This window comes from Christiangramia portivictoriae DSM 23547, assembly GCF_000423045.1.
Lineage (GTDB): Bacteria > Bacteroidota > Bacteroidia > Flavobacteriales > Flavobacteriaceae > Christiangramia > Christiangramia portivictoriae.
This window is the reverse complement of record NZ_KE383972.1, coordinates 228,304-247,694: the sequence shown is the minus strand read 5'-3', so window position 1 is coordinate 247,694 and position 19,391 is coordinate 228,304. Positions and strand designations below refer to the sequence as shown.

24 protein-coding genes are annotated in these 19,391 nt (G+C 38.4%); 9 read left to right on the top strand and 15 right to left on the bottom strand.

Annotation, left to right across the window (positions count from 1 at the left end):
* Positions 1-55 precede the first annotated feature (55 nt).
* Positions 56-1,291, top strand: a complete 1,236-nt coding sequence (locus G529_RS0113695) for an ABC transporter permease (RefSeq protein ID WP_026916066.1) — start codon at positions 56-58, stop codon at positions 1,289-1,291.
* A gap of 2 nt (positions 1,292-1,293) precedes the next feature.
* Here G529_RS0113695 and G529_RS0113690 read toward each other — a convergent pair whose 3' ends face one another.
* The 4 genes from G529_RS0113690 to rpsF form a co-directional block, all read right to left on the bottom strand.
* Positions 1,294-1,773 (bottom strand): DUF6495 family protein, encoded by a 480-nt coding sequence (locus G529_RS0113690; RefSeq protein WP_026916065.1) that lies wholly within the window; start codon positions 1,771-1,773, stop codon positions 1,294-1,296.
* Positions 1,774-1,836: 63 nt separating this feature from the next.
* Positions 1,837-2,286, bottom strand: coding sequence for a 50S ribosomal protein L9 (gene rplI / locus G529_RS0113685; RefSeq protein ID WP_026916064.1), 450 nt, complete (start codon positions 2,284-2,286; stop codon positions 1,837-1,839).
* Between the two features lie 12 nt (positions 2,287-2,298).
* Complete coding sequence (rpsR, locus tag G529_RS0113680; RefSeq protein ID WP_026916063.1) at positions 2,299-2,598, bottom strand: 30S ribosomal protein S18; 300 nt, start codon at positions 2,596-2,598, stop codon at positions 2,299-2,301.
* Positions 2,599-2,600: 2 nt separating this feature from the next.
* Positions 2,601-2,939, bottom strand: coding sequence for a 30S ribosomal protein S6 (rpsF, locus tag G529_RS0113675; RefSeq protein ID WP_026916062.1), 339 nt, complete (start codon positions 2,937-2,939; stop codon positions 2,601-2,603).
* A 145-nt stretch (positions 2,940-3,084) separates the two neighbouring features.
* On the opposite strand from rpsF, the gene G529_RS0113670 reads away from it, so the two are divergent.
* A complete protein-coding gene (locus tag G529_RS0113670) occupies positions 3,085-3,813 on the top strand; it encodes a LytR/AlgR family response regulator transcription factor (RefSeq protein WP_245566934.1) in 729 nt (242 codons plus the stop codon).
* Between the two features lie 51 nt (positions 3,814-3,864).
* Here the strand turns inward: G529_RS0113670 and priA are convergent, their stop codons facing one another.
* From priA to nadC, 5 genes are all read right to left on the bottom strand, one after another.
* Entirely contained in the window at positions 3,865-6,318 is a 2,454-nt protein-coding gene (gene priA / locus G529_RS0113665; RefSeq protein WP_026916060.1) for a replication restart helicase PriA, read from the bottom strand.
* A gap of 129 nt (positions 6,319-6,447) precedes the next feature.
* Positions 6,448-6,873, bottom strand: a complete 426-nt coding sequence (locus G529_RS0113660; RefSeq protein ID WP_026916059.1) for a DUF2147 domain-containing protein — start codon at positions 6,871-6,873, stop codon at positions 6,448-6,450.
* A 1-nt stretch (position 6,874) separates the two neighbouring features.
* On the bottom strand, positions 6,875-7,435 hold the full coding sequence (locus G529_RS0113655; protein WP_026916058.1) for a chalcone isomerase family protein: 561 nt from the start codon (positions 7,433-7,435) through the stop codon (positions 6,875-6,877).
* Between the two features lie 26 nt (positions 7,436-7,461).
* The gene (locus tag G529_RS0113650; RefSeq protein ID WP_051201463.1) at positions 7,462-8,385 is read right to left on the bottom strand and encodes a YihY/virulence factor BrkB family protein; all 924 of its coding nucleotides are present in this window, start codon (positions 8,383-8,385) and stop codon (positions 7,462-7,464) included.
* 2 nt (positions 8,386-8,387) lie between these two features.
* The gene (gene nadC / locus G529_RS0113645; protein WP_026916056.1) at positions 8,388-9,245 is read right to left on the bottom strand and encodes a carboxylating nicotinate-nucleotide diphosphorylase; all 858 of its coding nucleotides are present in this window, start codon (positions 9,243-9,245) and stop codon (positions 8,388-8,390) included.
* Positions 9,246-9,296: 51 nt separating this feature from the next.
* Between nadC and rlmH the strand changes: the two genes are divergently transcribed.
* From rlmH to G529_RS0113625, 4 genes are all read left to right on the top strand, one after another.
* Entirely contained in the window at positions 9,297-9,770 is a 474-nt protein-coding gene (gene rlmH, locus G529_RS0113640) for a 23S rRNA (pseudouridine(1915)-N(3))-methyltransferase RlmH (RefSeq protein WP_026916055.1), read from the top strand.
* An 8-nt stretch (positions 9,771-9,778) separates the two neighbouring features.
* Complete coding sequence (locus G529_RS0113635) at positions 9,779-10,351, top strand: non-canonical purine NTP diphosphatase (RefSeq protein ID WP_026916054.1); 573 nt, start codon at positions 9,779-9,781, stop codon at positions 10,349-10,351.
* Between the two features lie 173 nt (positions 10,352-10,524).
* Positions 10,525-12,312, top strand: a complete 1,788-nt coding sequence (locus G529_RS0113630) for a DEAD/DEAH box helicase (protein ID WP_026916053.1) — start codon at positions 10,525-10,527, stop codon at positions 12,310-12,312.
* A 75-nt stretch (positions 12,313-12,387) separates the two neighbouring features.
* Positions 12,388-13,146 (top strand): carboxypeptidase-like regulatory domain-containing protein, encoded by a 759-nt coding sequence (locus G529_RS0113625; RefSeq protein ID WP_026916052.1) that lies wholly within the window; start codon positions 12,388-12,390, stop codon positions 13,144-13,146.
* Here the strand turns inward: G529_RS0113625 and G529_RS0113620 are convergent.
* Positions 13,143-13,592, bottom strand: coding sequence for an SRPBCC family protein (locus tag G529_RS0113620; protein WP_245566933.1), 450 nt, complete (start codon positions 13,590-13,592; stop codon positions 13,143-13,145). The two genes, G529_RS0113625 and G529_RS0113620, sit on opposite strands and share 4 nt — an antisense overlap.
* 114 nt (positions 13,593-13,706) lie before the next feature.
* Positions 13,707-14,360 (bottom strand): TrmH family RNA methyltransferase, encoded by a 654-nt coding sequence (locus G529_RS0113615; RefSeq protein WP_026916050.1) that lies wholly within the window; start codon positions 14,358-14,360, stop codon positions 13,707-13,709.
* A 209-nt stretch (positions 14,361-14,569) separates the two neighbouring features.
* On the opposite strand from G529_RS0113615, the gene G529_RS0113610 reads away from it, so the two are divergent.
* The 3 genes from G529_RS0113610 (at position 14,570) to purB (ending at position 17,183) form a co-directional block, all read left to right on the top strand.
* On the top strand, positions 14,570-15,250 hold the full coding sequence (locus tag G529_RS0113610) for an SIR2 family NAD-dependent protein deacylase (RefSeq protein ID WP_026916049.1): 681 nt from the start codon (positions 14,570-14,572) through the stop codon (positions 15,248-15,250).
* Positions 15,247-15,783, top strand: a complete 537-nt coding sequence (locus G529_RS0113605) for a hypothetical protein (RefSeq protein ID WP_026916048.1) — start codon at positions 15,247-15,249, stop codon at positions 15,781-15,783. The genes G529_RS0113610 and G529_RS0113605 overlap by 4 nt, the downstream gene beginning before the upstream one ends.
* A gap of 62 nt (positions 15,784-15,845) precedes the next feature.
* A complete protein-coding gene (gene purB, locus G529_RS0113600) occupies positions 15,846-17,183 on the top strand; it encodes an adenylosuccinate lyase (RefSeq protein ID WP_026916047.1) in 1,338 nt (445 codons plus the stop codon).
* A gap of 84 nt (positions 17,184-17,267) precedes the next feature.
* On the opposite strand, the gene G529_RS15980 is transcribed toward purB, so the two are convergent.
* The 4 genes from G529_RS15980 to G529_RS0113580 are packed head-to-tail and all read right to left on the bottom strand — an operon-like array spanning position 17,268 to position 19,353.
* On the bottom strand, positions 17,268-17,861 hold the full coding sequence (locus G529_RS15980) for a DUF4252 domain-containing protein (protein ID WP_035696145.1): 594 nt from the start codon (positions 17,859-17,861) through the stop codon (positions 17,268-17,270).
* A 4-nt stretch (positions 17,862-17,865) separates the two neighbouring features.
* Positions 17,866-18,393: a DUF4252 domain-containing protein gene (locus tag G529_RS0113590; RefSeq protein WP_026916046.1), complete on the bottom strand. Its 528-nt coding sequence runs from the start codon at positions 18,391-18,393 to the stop codon at positions 17,866-17,868.
* Between the two features lie 11 nt (positions 18,394-18,404).
* A complete protein-coding gene (locus G529_RS0113585) occupies positions 18,405-18,857 on the bottom strand; it encodes a hypothetical protein (protein WP_026916045.1) in 453 nt (150 codons plus the stop codon).
* Complete coding sequence (locus G529_RS0113580) at positions 18,844-19,353, bottom strand: RNA polymerase sigma factor (RefSeq protein ID WP_026916044.1); 510 nt, start codon at positions 19,351-19,353, stop codon at positions 18,844-18,846. The genes G529_RS0113585 and G529_RS0113580 overlap by 14 nt, the downstream gene beginning before the upstream one ends.
* Positions 19,354-19,391: the final 38 nt, after the last annotated feature.

Genomic DNA, 19,391 nt, shown 5'->3' with positions numbered 1-19,391 from the left:
TAAGTAACAAACCTATAATTTTATAGTCTAATCGATAAGATCGAAAAGTTAGCCCATGTTTTCACTCCTGCGGGAAAATATTAGAATTGCTCTAAGTTCCATAAGAAATCAATCACTAAGAACTGTATTAACCGTACTAATCATTGCTATTGGAATCACAGCACTGGTAGGAATTCTGAGCGCAGTAGCGGCTCTGGAGAACACCATTAGTCAGGATTTTGCTTCCATGGGCGCCAATACCTTTAATCTGCAACGCTACGAATTTAGAGAGAGAATAAGCAATGAGGACCGAAAGGTAAACCCAACTATTAGCTACCGGGAAGTGACAGAGTTCAAGGATAAGTTTCAGTTTCCATTTACCGAGACTGCGATCTCCTTTACAGGAACGGGTTCTGCAGAGATCAAATATCAAAATGAAAAGACAGACCCAGACATTTCAGTATTAGGCGTGAATGAATATTATCTGGAAAACTCCGGACTTAAAGTGGAAGAAGGTCGAGAATTCAATGTTTTCGACATCAATAACAACAATAATGTCGCTGTGATAGGTGCCGACTATAAAGATGGTATCTTCAATGGAATGGATCCTGTCAATAAAACAATAAGCATCAGAGGAGCAAAATTCAGGGTAATTGGAATTCTGGAAAGTAAGGGAAGTACCTTTGGAAACAACCAGGATCTAAGAGTTTTCATTCCTATCCAACATGCTCGTTCTATTTTTTCCCAGCCTAATATCAACTATAGTTTAAGTGTGAAAGTTGAGGATAAGGAATTTCTGGAATCGGCCATGGATGAAGCGATCATAACTTTCAGAAATATTCGTGGTTTAAATCCAAGAGAGGATAACAATTTTGGAATCGAAAGAAGTGATGACCTTATTAATCGTATTCTTCAAATTACCGGAGCTTTAAATATTGCTGCCTGGATCATTTCGATTATCACCATTTTCGGATCATCCATCGCCTTAATGAACATCATGCTGGTAAGCGTTACTGAAAGAACGCGTGAGATCGGAGTTCGAAAAGCGCTTGGTGCAAAGAAAAATACCATTGCCACCCAATTCTTTCTCGAAACACTGGTAATTGGTCAGCTTGGCGGACTGTTGGGAATCTTACTCGGTATCCTTATTGGCTGGGCTGTAGCCTCTTCCCTGGATTTTGACTTTACAACGCCATGGAAAGCTATGCTTTGGGCAACGGGAATCACAATATTAGTAGCCATACTCGCCGGAAGCTATCCTGCTGCCAAGGCTGCAAAACAAGACCCTATAGAGTCACTTAGATATGAATAGCGCTAAGCGTCCTTATCCACAATCTCTTTAAAGTAAGCATAAAGCTCTCCTTTAGTGATGTTCGCTCCTTGTTTGATCAACGCGAAAATATCTTTATTTCGATCGTCGCTGAGAACTTTGGATGAAGTATAAATATTGACCATTTCGTTCATGAGATTGGTTTGCAACCATTGATAACCTTCTCTTGTGGTAATATCTACAGCGTCATTCTCTACCTTTATAGCGATTAGATTGATAGATACCTGGGATATATAGAAAAGAAAAACCTGTTGTTGAGAAAAATGTTCAAGATATTCCACTTTATTCAAAACACCTTCCCAAACGAGATCGCTGAATAGATCCATTTCATCTTCTGCGACATTTGGCTGTTCTTTCTTGATTTCCTTCCATTCATCTGCCGTAATGGATTGAGTTGCAAGGAAATTGATAAATTCCTGATGCATCTCTTCAAATTGTTCTTTGGTTAAACGAGCGTACTTCATTTTTTAAAGAATAAGAAAAGCCCACTCATAAATGAGCGGGCTCTTCGTTATAAAACAATATTATTAAGCTTCCCCTACAACGTCGAAACTAAGGTTTGAAACTACTTCACGATGAAAACGCAATGTTGCATCATACTGTCCCAAACGCTTGATGTTTCCACCGGCGATGCTAATATATTTCTTTTCAATTTCTACACCTTCCTTAGCAAGAGCATCAGCAAGATCACCATTGGTGATAGAACCAAACAATTTATCACCAGCTCCTGCCTTAGCAGTCATCTTGATCTCAATATTGTTAAGTTTCTCAGCCTGTTTCTTAGCTTCGTCAATGTGTTTTTGTTCTTTATAGGCACGCTGCTTTAAAGTTTCAGATAAAACTTTTCTTGCAGAAGGAGTTGCCAGTTCAGCGTAACCATGAGGTATAAGATAATTTCTACCGTAACCGTTCTTTACAGCCACAACATCATCTTTAAAACCTAGATTATCTACGTCTTTTTTAAGTATTACATCCATAACTGCCTCTTTTTATTTTAATAAATCACCTACGTAAGGCATTAGTGCTAAGTGACGAGCACGCTTCACAGCAGTAGCCACCTTTCTCTGAAACTTCAAAGAAGTACCTGTCAAACGACGTGGTAATAATTTACCCTGTTCGTTTACAAATCCCATCAAGAAATCTGGATCTTTATAATCCACATACTTAATACCAGATCTTTTAAATCTACAGTATTTCTTTGCCTTTGTAGTTTCTATATTAAGCGGAGTTAGATACCTGATCTCTCCGTCTTTTTTTCCTTTTGCTTGTTGTTCAATAGATGTTGCCATGATTACGCTTTTTCCTTGTTACGTTTTCTTCTCTTCTCAGCCCAAGCGACAGCATGTTTATCTAACTTAACAGTTAAATAACGCATCATACGCTCGTCTCTTCTGAATTCCAACTCTAAAGGCTCGATCACCTCACCTGGAGCTTCGTATTCGAATAAGTGATAAAAACCACTCTTCTTGTGTTGGATTGCATAAGCCAGTTTTCTTAGGCCCCAATCTTCTTTAGCTACCATCTTAGCCCCTTTAGAAACAAGAAAATCTTCGTATTTCTTAACTGTCTCCTTTATCTGCTCATCAGATAAAACGGGATTCAAGATGAAAACAGTTTCATAATTGTTCATAAAATTCTACTTTAAATTTAATCGGCTGCAAAAATAGAATTAATTATTCATATTTCAAAGCATATAACACAGGTAAAAATACTATTTTTAGCCTCCGAATCTATCTGTACCTTGCATTTGTTATATATATTGAGTAATATTGTTAATGTCTAACCTGATTATTGTGGAAGAAGTTTTACTTAAATGTGCTGTTGTTGACGATTCTAGCCTGCAAAGGCTATCAATCGTTAAATTGATTAAAGACCACCCCAATCTTAAACTTGTCGCTGAATATAATAATGCGATTGAGACTAAGAATGGATTGCTGGACACCGAAACCGATCTTATTTTTTTAGATATTGAAATGCCTATACTTTCAGGTTTTGAACTGTTGGATAATCTTCCAAACAAACCCCAGATCATCTTCGTAACCGGTAAGACCAAGTATGCTTTCAAAGCTTTTGATTATGATGCTGTCGATTATATTCATAAACCGGTCACCAAAGATCGATTCAACAACGCTGTAAATAAAGCGGTAAATTTATATAAACTGAAACATCAGGCTCCAATACAGGAAGACGATGATTTTATATTTGTAAAGAGCAACCTTAAAAATCGTAAAGTATTTTTAAGTAAGTTGAAGTATATACAGGCATTAGGAGATTACGTAAAATTTGTCACCGAGAAAGACAATTTTGTCGTGCTGGCTACCATGAAATCCTTCGAAAAAGAATTACCGAGTGAACGATTTCTACGTACTCACAAATCTTATATTGTAAATCTGGACAAGATTGAGCGATACAATAGCAAGAATATTGAGATCGATAAAGAGTTACTGCCATTAAGCAGACATAAAAAAGCGAACCTTGTGGAAGCGCTAAGTGCCATACAGTAACAAATTCCATAATTGATATATTAATAAAGCCACCAAATACAGGTGGTTTTTTTATTGTGGATCCACATTAGTAATCACTCTAACTGATCTGAATGCACCTATAGCATGATAAGACTTTAGAATCCTGCTAATCATGGATTTCGTTTTACCAAGGTTTTGTTTTTGCGGTATCTTGATGAGTATATTCTTATAATATTCATTACGTATTCTCGCAACCGGTGGAAATTCCGGACCGAGAACATACCTGTCGAAAACATTCTGCAATGCTCTGGCGAGCCATTCTGCTGCTTCATTCGTTCTGGAAAAATCCCTGCTTTTTAGTGTCAACCGTACGAGACGAAAATAAGGCGGATATTGATATTGATATCTATCCTCCAATTGTTCAGCATACATCTCTTTGTAAGCACCTGTAGACACCTGCTGAATAATCTGATGGTATGGATTATAGCTCTGTATCAAGACCTTGCCTCTTTTCTTTGTTCTGCCAGATCTTCCTGCTACCTGCAGCATCAACTGGAAACTACGCTCATGTGCCCTGAAATCTGGGAAATTCAGGAGATTGTCTGCATTCATGATTCCCACAAGGCTCACCTTCCTGAAATCCAGTCCCTTGCTTAACATTTGAGTTCCGATGAGAATATCAGTTTCATGATTTTCAAAAGCTTCAATGATTTTTTCATAAGCATATTTACCTCGGGTAGTGTCCTGGTCCATTCTACCAATCTTATGCTTGGGAAAAAGTGCTTTTAATTCAGTTTCCACCTGCTCTGTTCCAAAACCTTTGGTAGTAATTTCGTTGCTGCCACAGGCCATACATTGATGTTGCATCGCAATATGATAACCGCAATAATGACAACGCAACTGGTTATTATGTGAGTGATAGGTTAAACTAACATCACAATTTGGACATTGCGGTGAATGCCCGCAAGTATTACATTCCAATATAGGTGAAAAACCTCTTCTGTTCTGGAAGAGAATCACCTGCTCATTTTCATTCAGACTTGATTTGATCTCTTCGATTAATCTTTCTGAAAAATGGCCGGTCATTTTTTTCTTTTTATGCGCCGTTTTAATATCAATCACCTCGACTTCAGGCATCATGACATTCCCAAATCTGCTATGAAGTTCCACCAGCGCATACTTACTATGAACAGCGTTGAAATAAGATTCTATTGAAGGTGTGGCAGAACCAAGAATAATATTTGCATTGAAAAGATTGGCCAGTACTACCGCAGCATCGCGCGCGTGATACCTGGGCGCAGGATCATATTGCTTAAAAGTAGCTTCATGCTCCTCGTCTACTACGATAAGACCAAGGTCCTGAAAAGGAAGGAAAATACAAGATCTTGCTCCAATCACAATCTTACCTTTATCTTTATTCTCTTTTACATGCTTGTAAATCTCCACGCGTTCGTTAACAGAATATTTACTGTGATATACCAGCACTTTATCACCAAAATAATTCTGTAGTCTTTTGATCAATTGCGTTGTAAGCGCAATCTCCGGCAATAGATACAAACATTGTTTTCCTTCATCAAGTGCCGCTTCAATAAGTTTAATGTAGATCTCTGTTTTCCCGGAAGATGTGACCCCATGTAATAAACAAACACTTTCTTCTGCAAAATGATTGGAAATTTCTGTAAAAGCTCTTTCCTGTTCGCTGCTAAAATTTATTTCGTGATGACTAATTTCTGAATTGAACTCAATCCTGTCTGTAGATCGATATTCTTCTATCAATATTTTCTTCTGAATAAGGCCTTTGATGACCGCTGCAGAAACACCAGATTTATTTGAGAGCTCCTTCAATTTTAAGGCTTTTCGAGATTTCGCCGTCAAACTGAAATAGCTGAACAAAGCTTCCCGCTGTTTCGGTGCCTTGGAGAGTTCATCCAGCAAGGCATGCATTTCTGCTTCTGCTTCATACATAGGATTCAGAATGACATATCGAACTTCCTTTGGCTTGAATTGCTCGTAAATTTCCTGATGAAGTTCTACAAGATTTTTTGAAACAAGCCTGTTAATGATAGGCAATACTTTTTTCCTCTCAAGCAGCTGCTCGATCTCCTGGATCTTCATGGAAGATTGTCTCTGCAAGGCTTCAGTCACAAGATATTCATCATCAGTAAGCGTTTCATCTTCAATTTTGACTTCAGAAGCAAGCTTAAGAATACTTTCGCTTTCCAGTAAAAATGCCCCGGGTAAGGCTGCCCTCATCACATCGCCTTCCGTACATAAATAATAGGAAGCTATCCAGTTCCAGAATTTTAACTGGTTTCTGGTTAGCAGCGGAGTTTCATCGAGAATCTGATGAATGGGTTTTGCCTCATAGTTCAATGGGGGAGTTCCATGCATCTTTGCCACAATCCCAGTGTAAATCCTGTTCTTGCCAAAAGGAACAGCGAGCCTCATTCCTTCCTGGATAAATTCTGCCTCTTCATTTGTGACAGTATACGTAAACCTGTTGTCCAGTGGCAAGGGTAAAATAAGATCTACAAAGTGGGACATAAAAATATGGATTATAACAAATAAGAAGCTGCCTGAACAGTGACCTTTTTCAAGAACTCAAAAGTATTAAGAAACTTTAGTTCTATGAAATAAGTCTGACTTTCCAGGCAGCTTTATGCTTACAATAAATTATTCTGCTCTTTGCCAGGTACGGGTTTGATAGAACAGGGCGATATATCCACGAATGTTCAATACGTCTGGCTCTTCCTCATCAATCCAAATCTTGCAACGATATTCTTTACCTGTTTTAGGGTCAACAATCGTCCCATCACTATATTCCTCACCATCTTTTACCAGGCCCTGCATGATTTCCATACCTTCAACTGGTTTATTTTTAAGATCACCTTCACATGCAGTACAGAGCCTATCTCTGTCCTTTTCCCGCATGATTCGATCTACTTTTCCATAGACTTTGCCATCTTTTTCATAAACGCTGATGATGCTGTTCACCACGCCTTGTTCATTTCTATTTTCCCATTTTCCAAAAACACCCTGTGCGAGCAACTCATTTGAACCTAGAGAAAGAATTAAAAGAGCTATCAATAATTTTTTCATCTTATTTTCCTAGCATCGCTTCTTTAAGATCATCATCAACCGAGTTTTTAGATAACCAGATTCCAAAAAGTGCCTTTTTAAATTCCATTCCCTGGATAGAACCCAGTTCCTTGTCATTCTTATATGCGGTCACGCCAGAGCCCGGAAGATAAACGATGTCAAAAACATCATTTTTAGTGATCTCATCCATAAAGAAACTTTTGAACTTTTTAATTTCAGAGGCCAATGGTTTTGTGTTACCATTCATGGAACTTTCAAAACCATCGTTCACAGCATCAACCATCTTATCACTACTAATCAATTTACTAACAATATGTAGTTTGATGCTCATTGGTTTATCTGAAGACATAATTGCCTCAGCACTGGAAGATTTTTCGGCAAGATATAATCCACCTGCGTAAAGATCTATCCATAATTTTTCTCTCACTCCTGCCCCATTTAGCTGAAGTGTTTTCCCCTGATAGGTTTCAGACTTTGGTAGTTTAACACCGCCTACTTCTGTTTGAGCTGAAGTCAGGCCGAAGCTCATCATTGCAATAAATAAAACTGCTAGTTTTTTCATGTTTGTAAGTTTAGTTTGGTTTAAAGTTATTTAAAATTCTTTTTTAATTTGATTAAAGACGCATTTAGTTCGAAACCGAGTAATAAAAGATTGGAATTGAGCCATATATAGAACATAAGTATCAACAAAGCCCCAATCGAACCATACAATTCATTGTAATTTGAAAAATTTGTTATGTATAAACTAAATAAAAAGGTGGCAATTATTATAAGTATGGTTGTAAAGGTTGCGCCTACAGAAAAGAATCTTGCCTGTCTTGCTTCCTTGGTTCCAAAATAATAAAGTATCGCCACAGATGTATATATTAAAATAACAAATCCAATATACTTTAATAGATGTGCTCCAGTACCTTCTTCGCTAACCAACCCCAGATCTGTTAGGTCTGCTATGGCGTAGGTGGTATATACAGCACCTATTACAGATATTAGCAACAACAGTGCCAATATGAGCGCAACACCCAGTGCAACAGCATACTGCCGGGGGATCGATCTGTTCTTTTTAGTGTGGTAGCTGAATTCAAAACCTGTAAAGATTGCATTTACACCGTTGGTCATTAGAAATACTGAAAGGATAAAGGCAACAGATAATAGTCCACCTCTGGGAGTACTTGCAATATCTTCAAAAATAGTCCCAAAAAAATCTGAAGTTTCCGGAGGCAGCAAAGAGTCCATAAATACCAGGAATTCAATCTGGAAATCATCGATAAATGTGATATACGGAATCAAATTCAGTACAAACAGCAAGAATGGGAAAATGGCCATAAAAAAGCTGAACGCAATGCTACTTGCCCGGGTAGAAAAAGTTCCCTTAACAATTCCACCCCAGTAAATGATCCATAAATTATAAAGCGTCAAGCCATCAAGACCAGGAAGCTTCACCCCTTTTGACCAGCTTTTCCACCAGGCTGATAGTTCCTGCAATTTGGAATTGAGCGCTTTCTTTGGTGCCATTTTTAAACGGCTTTTAAACTCAGATCTAAATTGTGAACAGAGTGAGTTAGCGCACCACTACTTATATAATCGACTCCACATTCAGCATAAGCGCGTGCAGTCTCCAAAGTGATTCCCCCGCTACTTTCTGTCAGACATTTTCCATTGATAAGGTCTACCGCTTTCCTGGTATCTTCGTAGTTGAAATTATCTATTAGAATGCGATAAATTCCATCAGATTGCAAGATCTCTTTTATCTCGTTCAAATCTCTCGCCTCTACAATGATCATCAGGTCAAGATCTTTACTGGCAAGATACTCTTTAGTTTTGTCTATTGCCCTGGTAATACCGCCGGCAAAATCTATATGATTATCCTTCAGCATGATCATATCATACAAAGCAAACCTGTGATTCTCTCCACCTCCAATTTTAACGGCCCATTTTTCAAGAGCTCTTATCCCCGGAGTGGTTTTTCGAGTATCCAGGATCTTTGTACGAGTTCCTTCCAGCTTTTCTACGAAAGTTGCAGTTTTGGTAGCGATCGCGCTCATTCGCTGCATGGCATTCAGCACAAGTCTTTCAGCTTTCAATATAGACTGAGAGGAACCTTCTACGTAAAATGCTACATCACCTTTCTGAATTTTTTTTCCATCCTGGATCCTTACATCAATAGACAGATCTGGATCCACATATTGAAATACTTTTTCAGCAAAAGCGACTCCGGCGATAAGCCCCTGATCCTTCACAAGCAGTTTGGCCTTACCGGTTGCAGCTTTGGGAATACAGGCCAGGGAGCTGTGATCTCCATCTCCTACATCTTCACGAATGGAGTTTTCTATGATAAATTCTATTTCTTTTTCGAATTGTTCCTTTGAGATCATTTTCTCTGCTTATTTTTGTAAATGTAGTAAAGTCTGTACTAAAATCACGGGATGACCATAAAATTAGTCTGCGTCGGGAAAACCGATAAACGAGAACTGGAAGCTCTAATAAACATTTATTCTGAAAGACTTCAGCACTATATAAAATTTGAGCTTGAAGTGATCCCTGATCTTAAGAAAACGAAGAATCTTGATGAGAATCAGCAGAAGTCCAGGGAAGGCGATCTCATATTAAATGGCATTCAGAATTCAGATTTCATTGTACTGCTTGACGAAAACGGTAAACAATATGATTCCGTAGCCTTTTCAGAATACATACAGAAGAGAATGAACGCTGGATTAAAACGCTTGATCTTTATTATTGGTGGACCATATGGCTTTTCAGAAACTCTCTATGCAAGGACTAATGGCAGGATATCGCTGTCTAAAATGACTTTCTCACATCAAATGGTACGTTTATTTGCAACTGAGCAATTGTACCGCGCCTTTACCATTCTTAAAAACGAACCTTACCATCATAGATAATGAATACGATCAAATTAGTTTTTGCTACTCATAATGAGAATAAATTCAAGGAGATCCAGGCGCTGGTGCCAGATCATATAGAATTACTAAGTCTGCAGGATATTGGTTGTGATGAAGATATCGAGGAAACAGGAGATACGATCGATGCCAATGCAATCATAAAAGCAGAATATGTGCGTAGCAGGTACGGTTACGATTGTTTTGCTGACGACACAGGACTGGAAGTGGAATCACTTGCCGGAGCTCCGGGAGTTTACTCGGCCAGGTATGCTGGCGATATAAAAGACGATGCTGCAAACCGGGCAAAACTTTTAAATCAACTGGAAGAGCGTGATGATCGTAACGCACGATTTAAGACCGTGATCGCACTTAGTTTAAAAGAGAATGAAAATCTTTTTACCGGCATTTGCGAAGGATCAATCACCAAGGAAGAGCGCGGTCAAAATGGTTTTGGATATGATCCGGTCTTTCAACCTAAAGGGTTTGATAAAACCTTTGCCGAGATGGATTTGCAGGAGAAATCGAAGATAAGTCATCGGGCTAAAGCATTTAAGGAACTCATCGATTACCTATCTACTTAATTCACAGCTAACTAATTATTTTAATTTAAATTAGTTTGCGTCAGATTTAAACGTATCTTTGCGGCTTGAAATTCCTCAGGGTGAGGATGTGTTACTGGAAGTTTAGGTTTAAGTATGTCGATTCGCTTCTTATGTAACACTTACATACGATAATCGAATACTTACAAAAAAGAATGAACGCATTCCAAGCACTTGGACTGGACGCAGATTTGCTACAGGCCATTAACGACATGGGCTTTGAAACCCCTAGTGAAGTACAGGAAAAATCAATTCCTATTCTACTATCTCAGGAAACCGACCTGGTTTCTCTGGCACAAACTGGAACAGGAAAAACCGCAGCATTTGGTTTTCCACTTATTCAGAAAATAGATTCCAACTCAAAAAAAACTCAGGCCTTAATTTTATCGCCAACTCGTGAATTATGTTTACAGATCACCAATGAGTTAAAGAACTACAGTAAATACAAAAAATCTTTGAATGTAGTTGCTGTATACGGTGGTGCCAGCATAACAGATCAGGCAAGAGCAATTGAGAGAGGGGCGCAGATCATCGTTGCAACTCCCGGGAGAATGCAGGATATGATTCGAAGAAATCTTGCAGATATCTCAACTATTAACTATTGTGTTCTTGATGAGGCAGATGAAATGCTGAACATGGGATTCTATGAAGATATCAAAAGCATACTTTCGCATACTCCAAAGCATAAGAAGACATGGTTATTTTCAGCAACCATGCCTAAGGAAGTTGCCAAGATCGCCAAGAAATTCATGAAGGATCCGGTTGAGATCACGGTAGGATCAAAGAATATGGGTACTTCTAACGTGACTCATGAATACTACCTGGTAAATCACAGGAATAGATATGATGCTTTAAAGAGACTAGCAGATGCTAATCCTGATATCTTCTCTGTAATTTTTTGTAGAACAAAAAGAGATACGCAGAAGGTCGCTGAAAAACTGATTGAAGATGGTTATAACGCCGCTGCATTGCACGGCGATCTTAGCCAGAATCAACGTGATCTGGTGATGAAAAGCTTCAGAAGCAGGCAGATCCAGATGCTGGTTGCTACAGATGTTGCTGCTCGTGGTATCGATGTGGATGATATTACTCACGTGATCAACTACCAGTTGCCAGATGAGATTGAAACTTATACTCACCGTAGTGGTAGAACAGGTAGAGCTGGCAAGAGCGGTGTATCCATGGTGATCATTTCCAAAAGTGAGGTTCGCAAGATTCGTACGATAGAAAAGATCATTCAGCAAAAATTTGAAGAGAAACAAATCCCTGATGGAAAAGAGATCTGCAAGATCCAGCTTTTCCATCTAGCAAATGATATCAAGAAAACTGAGATCAATCATGATATTGATCCTTATCTTCCAAATATCAATGAAGCTCTGGAGGATTTCACTAAAGAAGAGTTGATCAAAAAATTCTTTTCAGTTGAATTCACTCGTTTTTTTAATTATTACCAGAAAGCTCCAGATCTTACTGCAGAATCTGCAGGAGGCAGACCAGAAGTTTCAGAAGGAAATACAAGATATTTCATCAATGTTGGTTCTAAAGATGGATATGACTGGAAAAGTCTTAAAGACTTTCTTACAGGCGAACTAAACCTGGACAGAGATGATATTTTTAAAGTAGACTGTAAAGCGAGTTTTTCATTCTTCAATACAGATGAGAAGCATGCAGACCTAATTTTGAAAACTTTTACAGACTATCAGCAGAACGGTAGATACGTTAATGTAGAAATTACAAAAGATCAGAAATCTGAAGGAGGCGGTAGAAAACGCAGAGAAAGAAGCGGAGGCGGTCGTAAAGGCGGTGGAAAAAGTTTTAACGACAAAGGAAGCTTTGGCAAACGAAGAAGCGGTTCAGATCGAGGAGACAAAAAAGGTCACCGCAAAGGAAGTCGAAACAAGAATGTTGAGAGTTCCATAAAAAGAAGAAGATCGAAAGCATAAAATAAAAGGTGCCAAACTTAGTTTAAGTTTGGCACTGTTTTTTATGAAGATTTTCTATTTTTAGGTTCAATTGCTATGAAGACTTATTTCCCCCTTTTATTGTTTCTACTCACAGGTATCTTATCTGCTCAGGAAGTAGATATCGTTGCCGGTACGGTGATGAATGCGGCTAATGACAAACCTATTGAAAACGTTCATATCGTCAATCTCAACCAGGTAAAAGGATCCACTACCGGAGAAGAGGGTGATTTTAAACTTCAGGCTACAGTAAATGATACGTTGTATTTCTCCTATCTGGGCTTTAGATCCATTAGAGTCCGCGTAACAAATGACTGGTTAAAATATGGTAATGTCAAAGTGAAGATGACCGAGCTTGGTTTCGATCTTGAGGAAGTAACGGTTACTTCCAATAATCTTACCGGATATCTTGAAATAGACGCTAAGAACATTCCGATCTATGACAATTATCGCTATAGTATTTCAGGATTAAACTCTGGATACGAAGGTGGTGACAAATCTCCAAATGCCGTTACCAAGGCATTACGCTCTCTTTCAAATCCCGCAGATCTTGTAAATAACATTTTTGGAGCAAGACCCAGGCAGATGCGGAAACTCAGAGAGATGAAGAAGGATGAAGATATTAAAGACCTCCTTCGGAATAAGTTCGACCGTGAAACCCTTATGGCCTTATTACAGGTTAATCGCGCTGAAATTGATGAGATCCTGAATAATTGTAACTACTCTGAAGATTTTATGCGTACTGCCAATGATCTACAGATATTAAACGCCATTAATGGCTGTTATGAGGAGTATAAAGTACTTCAGAAGAATTAGCGATTTTCCAGAATTTGTTTCAATTCTTTTAAGCCTTCATCCAGATTGTATCCCATAGCTTTTTCAGGAGAATAAAAAATGCTAATAATGGTGAGTGGAAACGCCAGGTTTCCTCTGGTTCCCCAAACCATCTTGGTTTTTTCGCTATCCAGATCTTTAACACCTATATACGTAAGCGCATTAACCTTAACTGGTTTAACGAATAATATTTTAGTTTCAAAAACCCGTCCCTGCTTGGTTTTTACGATTTTCTGGATGCCCTCACCTACTTTACTGTTGCCTTTCCAGTAAAAAGAGGCACCCACCATGCCATCGGGACCTTTATATTTTAAAACTGCGTTAGGATCACGCTGAAACAAAGGATTCCATAAAGGCTGATTTTTTAATTGGCGAACAAACCCATAGACTTCTTCCCTGGATTTGTTGATCACTACCGTCCTGCTCACATCAAAGTCTTTTTTAGCCCATGCGTGCAGAAAAGCAAAAAAAGTTATTAAGGCAATAATTAAGTAGAAAAACAGGGTCATTGCTCAGCTTTAGATTTTAAAAGTTACGAATATTTACTGATTAAGAAAGCGTTGTATAATCTCTTCGGAATTTTTAATAGTTTTCCTGGTCCATGCCAGACGAACTTCCTGTCTTCTTTCTTCAGAAAACTGCCAGTTCACTTGAGATCTTTCGAGCTTTTCCCTTAAAGACTGAAGTATGATGGCTGCTGAAACAGAAATATTCAGACTTTCAGTAAAGCCATACATAGGAATTTTAATACTGGAATCTGCTTCTCTCAGAATTTCTTCAGACAAACCATTCTGCTCAGTTCCAAAAAATATGGCAGAAGGTTTTGTAATATCAAAATCTGCCAGCATGGTAGATTCATCATGAGGTGTTGTTGCCACAATTTGATATCCCTTTTGCCGCAATTCATGAAGGCATTCCCTGGAAGTATTGTATCGATGTACGTCTACCCATTTCTGGGCGCCCATTGCAATTTCCTTATCTATTCTCCTGGGTAGATTTTCTTCGATGATATGCAGGTTCTGGATTCCAAAAACATCACAACTACGCACCACCGCACTGGTATTGTGCAATTGGTAAACATCCTGTGCGACCACGGTAAAATGATCTGTTCTTTGAGCAAGCACCTTTTCGAAAAGATGAATTCTTCGGTCAGTGAGAAAACCTTGTAAATGTTCTAATAAAATTTGGTCGGTCATGGCCGGACTAATTTATAAATTCTGTCTTCTTTTTTAGCTATTTCTTTGAAGACTTGTTGATATTTCTCATATAACCTGATATTCAATAACTAATAAAAAGAATTGTGCCTCTAATACTGTTCACGGAGCAATTATAACAAGGTCAGGCTCAAAATTAGTTCGTATTTTAAGCTTTCAAACTGTCAACATCAATCAGAAATCTTATTCGAATGAAAAAAATAGTTGTACTAAGCGGAGCTGGAATTAGCGCTGAAAGCGGTCTGAAAACTTTTAGAGATGACAACGGTTTATGGGAAGGTCATAATGTAATGGAAGTGGCTTCACCCATAGCCTGGGAAAATAACCGCGAATTAGTACTGGAATTTTATAACCAAAGAAGAAGACAATTACTGGAGGTAGAACCCAATGCTGCTCACCGTGCACTGGTAGCCCTTGAAGAAAAATATGAAGTACAGATCATCACTCAAAATGTAGATGATCTTCATGAACGCGCCGGCAGTTCAAATGTTTTACATCTTCATGGTGAATTACTGAAAGCTCGAAGTACCTTTGATGAAAACCTGGTGATGGACTGGAGAAATGACATTAAAAGTGGTGATTTCTGTGAACATCATATGCAGTTAAGACCGCATATCGTCTGGTTTGGTGAGGCGGTCCCTATGTTTCAGCCTGCAGCTGAACATTGTGCAATGGCAGATGTTCTTATAATTGTTGGCACTTCCATGCAGGTATACCCTGCCGCCGGACTGGTAGATTTCGTTCCGCAAGGATGTCCCATGTACTTTATTGATCCAAAACCAAATATTCGAGAACATTCGTCTTTGCACATTATAAGCAAGAAGGCTGCAGAAGGTGTTCCACAAGTGGTAGAACGATTATTGTCACAATGATTCAGGTGGAGAAAGTTCTGGAAATGACCGGGATGGCGCTTGCATCCCGAAAACAGGCTGCAGACCTGATCGTATCAGAGAAACTTATATCACACATCATTCAATTTATTAGCCAACCCCAGGAATTATCTGGAAAAGCGTGGATGGTCCTCGAAATCATTGGGCGCGAGCATTGCGAGTTAATAGCACCGTTTGCATCTATGATCATAAGTAGTGGTAAATTACATGAATGCGGTTCATCCAAGAGGTTTATCATGAAAATATTCAACTTCCTGGTTGAGGATTTTGGAAGTGCTAAAGCTACTGTTTGCATGGATCAATCAGATATCGAGGAAATAATTCAGCTTTCATTTCATTTTCTACTAAACAATGAGAAAACTGCAGTAAAGGTTTTCGCGATGCAGAACATATATGAGCTTAGCGATCACGAAACCTGGATTAGACCTGAGCTTAAAGCGCTGCTCGCAAAAGATATTGAAACCTCATCTGCCGGATACAGATCTCGTGCCTCCAGGATCCTTAGGAAATTATAACTTCTGTTTTATAGTCGATCAGGAAGAAGTATCTTTATGCTTTAATTTTTTAAAATAAAGAAATGACATCCCTCTCTGCAGTATCTCCAATAGATGGAAGGTATAGATCCAAAACAAAGCAACTTTCAGCATATTTTAGTGAAGAAGCATTGATACGCTATCGAATCCTGGTCGAAGTAGAATATTTCATAGCGCTATATGAACAGGGTTTGCCACAACTTCAGGATGTAGATTCCTCAAATTTTACCAAGCTTAGAGAATTATATGAAAATTTCACTTCTATTGATGCGAAAGCCATTAAAAAGATCGAAAAAGTCACGAATCATGATGTAAAAGCAGTAGAATACTTTTTAAAAGAAGAATTTGAAAAGCTTGGAATGCAGGATTCTAAAGAATTCATCCATTTTGGTCTTACCTCACAGGATATAAACAACACCGCTATTCCCCTTAGTTTAAAAGAAGCTACGGAAGCAGTTTATCTTCCAGAACTAGAGCAAATAATCAATAAGCTGGAAACACTTGCTGAAGAATGGAAAGATATTCCACTACTGGCCCGAACGCATGGTCAACCTGCCTCACCTACCAGACTTGGAAAGGAAATTCAGGTATTTATCGTTCGAATAAAAGAGCAGTTGACATTTTTAAAGGATATTCCACACGCAGCGAAATTTGGAGGCGCGACCGGTAATTTCAACGCTCACAAAGTGGCTTATCCTGAAACCGACTGGAAAGCTTTTGGAAAGAATTTTGTCGAAGGAACTTTAAAACTCCATCACTCCTTCCCTACTACACAAATAGAGCATTACGACCATGTAGCGTCATTATTTGATGCTTTCAAAAGAATCAATAATATTCTGCTTGATTTGGATCGCGACATCTGGACTTATATTTCCATGGATTACTTTAAACAGAAGATCAAGAAAGGGGAAATAGGGTCTTCAGCTATGCCACATAAAGTAAATCCTATTGATTTTGAAAATTCAGAAGGAAATCTTGGAATTGCCAACGCGATATTCGAGCATCTTTCAGCTAAATTACCAGTAAGCAGATTACAGCGTGACCTTACCGATAGTACAGTGCTTAGAAATATTGGCGTACCCATGGGGCATACCCTCATAGCATTTAAATCTACGTTGAAAGGGCTTGACAAATTACTTTTAAACGAGGACAAATTGCATGCAGATCTCGAAAATAATTGGGCTGTTGCTGCGGAAGCTATTCAAACGATCCTTAGAAGAGAAGGTTTTAAAAATCCGTATGAAGCTTTAAAAGGTCTTACCAGAACCAATGAGAGAATTACTAAAGAAAGTATTTCCAGGTTTATTGATGAGCTGGATGTGACTGAAGAAGTTCGAAATGAGCTTCACAGGATAACGCCTCAGAATTATACTGGAATTTAATTACTGATTCACTAATGATAAAAAAGCCTCCGAAATGTCCGGAGGCTTTTTCTTTCAACTAATTAAAAAATTACATTTAGTAATTTATAAGGTATCTGCCGTTTTTTCCATATCAACTTCAGTGGAATCTGTCTTCTTCTCATTGGAATTGCCAAAGATATCGATCACTCCTTTGATGCCTCCAGTATTAATATCTTCAGACTTTAAAGACTGCATCATTTCCATGATCTTTTCAGGATCCATGTTCTCACCCAACACGCGAGCTACCCCAAGACCTTTTTCGTTATCATATCCATAAACGATCAACTCATCGATTGCATCTTCTTCACCAGTAAAATAAAGAGCCGCTTTACGGTCACTACCGCCGTAACGCATTAAAAGCTGGTATTTCTCATCCTGGAAGATCTCGTCAAGTTTAAGTTTCTCCTGCTCATATTTCTCAGGATTCTCATTCTTCTCCAGAGCAAGTACATTGATTTTCTTGATAGTTTCCATCGTAGATTTTTGCTCTTCATCAAGTGCTTCTGCATTGGTAAATAAGCTGGTAGGAACGTCTACCGCCAGGAAATCACTGTCCTGCTGATTCTCTACATAATACTTCTGTAAAGATTTTTCGTTACTACAGGATACCGCAATTAAGGTAAAGATGCTTAAGACTACTAATTTGATTGATTTCATATAATTAAGATTTTTTGTTGGCTTTCTTTAATTCTTCGGCTCCAGGAACTTTCAGGTCTGCAGTTAACTTCGACAGTTGTGAAAGGTCGATCTGTCCAGTAATGCTAAGAATGATATTCATAGGTTCCGATCCATCAGTTCCTTCCAGAAACATAAACAGTTCGCTTACATAATTATCATTCTTACCCGGCAGAGAATAGAATTTTATGTTCTTACCATTCTCATTCACTCGCATTAACTCTTCAAGACTTCCTTTGGCCAGGTATGATTTAACATCGCTTGACATCTGTGACATTACCTTTGGGTTGGAAGATTTATAGATCTGAATTCTTTCCAGATTCTCAATGAGCTTCATATATTGTTGCGATTCCGGATCATTTTCACTCAGATCCACTTTGGCGAGCATTTTGAACATTTTACTGGTCATCACCATCGCATCGACTTCTTTCATATTCTCATATTTCTCGAAGTTCTGAGCCTGAGTAAACATTGGAGCTGCGGCTAACAGCAGGGCAATTACAAATTTATTCATGATTTATAGATTTAGTTTAATTCAATTATTTGATTCTTGGTTTTATTAAATTCCTGTAGGTAAACGAGATCTGCAGTTCCCTCATTCATCATTGCAGAAACCATTTTTAAGGTTTGTTTCGTTTTTTCGAGAGCTTGCTCCTGGTCGTTTACAGCACTCATTTCTGAAGTGGTTAATGAAGGCTGTGACTGGTTGAAATAAAAGATCCCTAGTGCAACAATGATAACTGCCGCTATAGAAGTCCATGCAAACCGGTAATTTTTGCTTTCAAGTTTGAGAACCTTGTCTTCAGTATAAACTGCTTTGCTTTCGTGGGCCTGAAACTTAAAAAGCAATGCATAAGCTTCCAGGTGTTCCGGAATTTCCTTCTGACTAAAATATTCTCTTAACTCTTTTTCCTCAGCAAGAGTCGTTTCTCCTTCCTCATAACGACCCAGCAAATATTCAATTCTATTTGATTCCATAATTGTGTTTTTTTACCAGCTTTTCCCGTATCGCTTTCCTTGCTCTCGAAAGTGCAACGCGTATAGCCGTTTGATTCATGTTCATGATCTCAGCAATCTCATCATAATCGTACTGCTCTATATCTCTAAGCTGAAAGATCATTTTTTGTTGTTCTGGCAGTCTGTCAACAATCCTGCCTAACCACTGCATTTCATCATTTACTTCGATTTCTGTTTGTAATGGCGTTTGTTTGCTCTCATAACTTTGGTGTATAATTCTCAGGTTATTGTTCTGCTTAAGTTTTAACTGATCTAAACAGTAATTTTTAGTGATCGTCATTGCAAAAGCTTCTATATTGGCATAATACTTGAACTTATCCTTCCGGCTCCATAGTTTTAGAATCACTTCCTGAGTAGCATCTTCGGCCGCATCTCTTGATGTGAGTAGCCTCAACGCCAGTCGATATATTTTATCCTTTACAGGATTTATATGGCTCAAAAAGATGCGCTCTTGCATTGATAGATGGTTAGTTTGTACTGCCTTGTTATACTTAC

Excerpts from the sequence above, each read along its gene's own strand:
- G529_RS0113650 (WP_051201463.1), bottom strand. The coding sequence starts at position 8,385 with ATGGCACCAAAGAAAGCGCTCAATTCCAAATTGCAGGAACTATCAGCC.
- purB (WP_026916047.1), top strand. The coding sequence starts at position 15,846 with ATGACATCCCTCTCTGCAGTATCTCCAATAGATGGAAGGTATAGATCC.
- priA (WP_026916060.1), bottom strand. The coding sequence starts at position 6,318 with ATGTCCCACTTTGTAGATCTTATTTTACCCTTGCCACTGGACAACAGG.
- G529_RS0113580 (WP_026916044.1), bottom strand. The coding sequence starts at position 19,353 with ATGCAAGAGCGCATCTTTTTGAGCCATATAAATCCTGTAAAGGATAAA.
- G529_RS0113615 (WP_026916050.1), bottom strand. The coding sequence starts at position 14,360 with ATGACCGACCAAATTTTATTAGAACATTTACAAGGTTTTCTCACTGAC.
- G529_RS0113590 (WP_026916046.1), bottom strand. The coding sequence starts at position 18,393 with ATGAATAAATTTGTAATTGCCCTGCTGTTAGCCGCAGCTCCAATGTTT.
- rlmH (WP_026916055.1), top strand. The coding sequence starts at position 9,297 with ATGACCATAAAATTAGTCTGCGTCGGGAAAACCGATAAACGAGAACTG.
- G529_RS0113655 (WP_026916058.1), bottom strand. The coding sequence starts at position 7,435 with ATGAAAAAACTAGCAGTTTTATTTATTGCAATGATGAGCTTCGGCCTG.
- nadC (WP_026916056.1), bottom strand. The coding sequence starts at position 9,245 with ATGATCTCAAAGGAACAATTCGAAAAAGAAATAGAATTTATCATAGAA.
- rpsR (WP_026916063.1), bottom strand. The coding sequence starts at position 2,598 with ATGGCAACATCTATTGAACAACAAGCAAAAGGAAAAAAAGACGGAGAG.
- G529_RS0113660 (WP_026916059.1), bottom strand. The coding sequence starts at position 6,873 with ATGAAAAAATTATTGATAGCTCTTTTAATTCTTTCTCTAGGTTCAAAT.
- G529_RS0113670 (WP_245566934.1), top strand. The coding sequence starts at position 3,085 with ATGTCTAACCTGATTATTGTGGAAGAAGTTTTACTTAAATGTGCTGTT.
- G529_RS0113585 (WP_026916045.1), bottom strand. The coding sequence starts at position 18,857 with ATGGAATCAAATAGAATTGAATATTTGCTGGGTCGTTATGAGGAAGGA.
- G529_RS0113695 (WP_026916066.1), top strand. The coding sequence starts at position 56 with ATGTTTTCACTCCTGCGGGAAAATATTAGAATTGCTCTAAGTTCCATA.
- rplI (WP_026916064.1), bottom strand. The coding sequence starts at position 2,286 with ATGGATGTAATACTTAAAAAAGACGTAGATAATCTAGGTTTTAAAGAT.
- G529_RS0113690 (WP_026916065.1), bottom strand. The coding sequence starts at position 1,773 with ATGAAGTACGCTCGTTTAACCAAAGAACAATTTGAAGAGATGCATCAG.
- G529_RS0113610 (WP_026916049.1), top strand. The coding sequence starts at position 14,570 with ATGAAAAAAATAGTTGTACTAAGCGGAGCTGGAATTAGCGCTGAAAGC.
- G529_RS0113605 (WP_026916048.1), top strand. The coding sequence starts at position 15,247 with ATGATTCAGGTGGAGAAAGTTCTGGAAATGACCGGGATGGCGCTTGCA.
- G529_RS15980 (WP_035696145.1), bottom strand. The coding sequence starts at position 17,861 with ATGAAATCAATCAAATTAGTAGTCTTAAGCATCTTTACCTTAATTGCG.
- G529_RS0113625 (WP_026916052.1), top strand. The coding sequence starts at position 12,388 with ATGAAGACTTATTTCCCCCTTTTATTGTTTCTACTCACAGGTATCTTA.
- rpsF (WP_026916062.1), bottom strand. The coding sequence starts at position 2,939 with ATGAACAATTATGAAACTGTTTTCATCTTGAATCCCGTTTTATCTGAT.
- G529_RS0113630 (WP_026916053.1), top strand. The coding sequence starts at position 10,525 with ATGAACGCATTCCAAGCACTTGGACTGGACGCAGATTTGCTACAGGCC.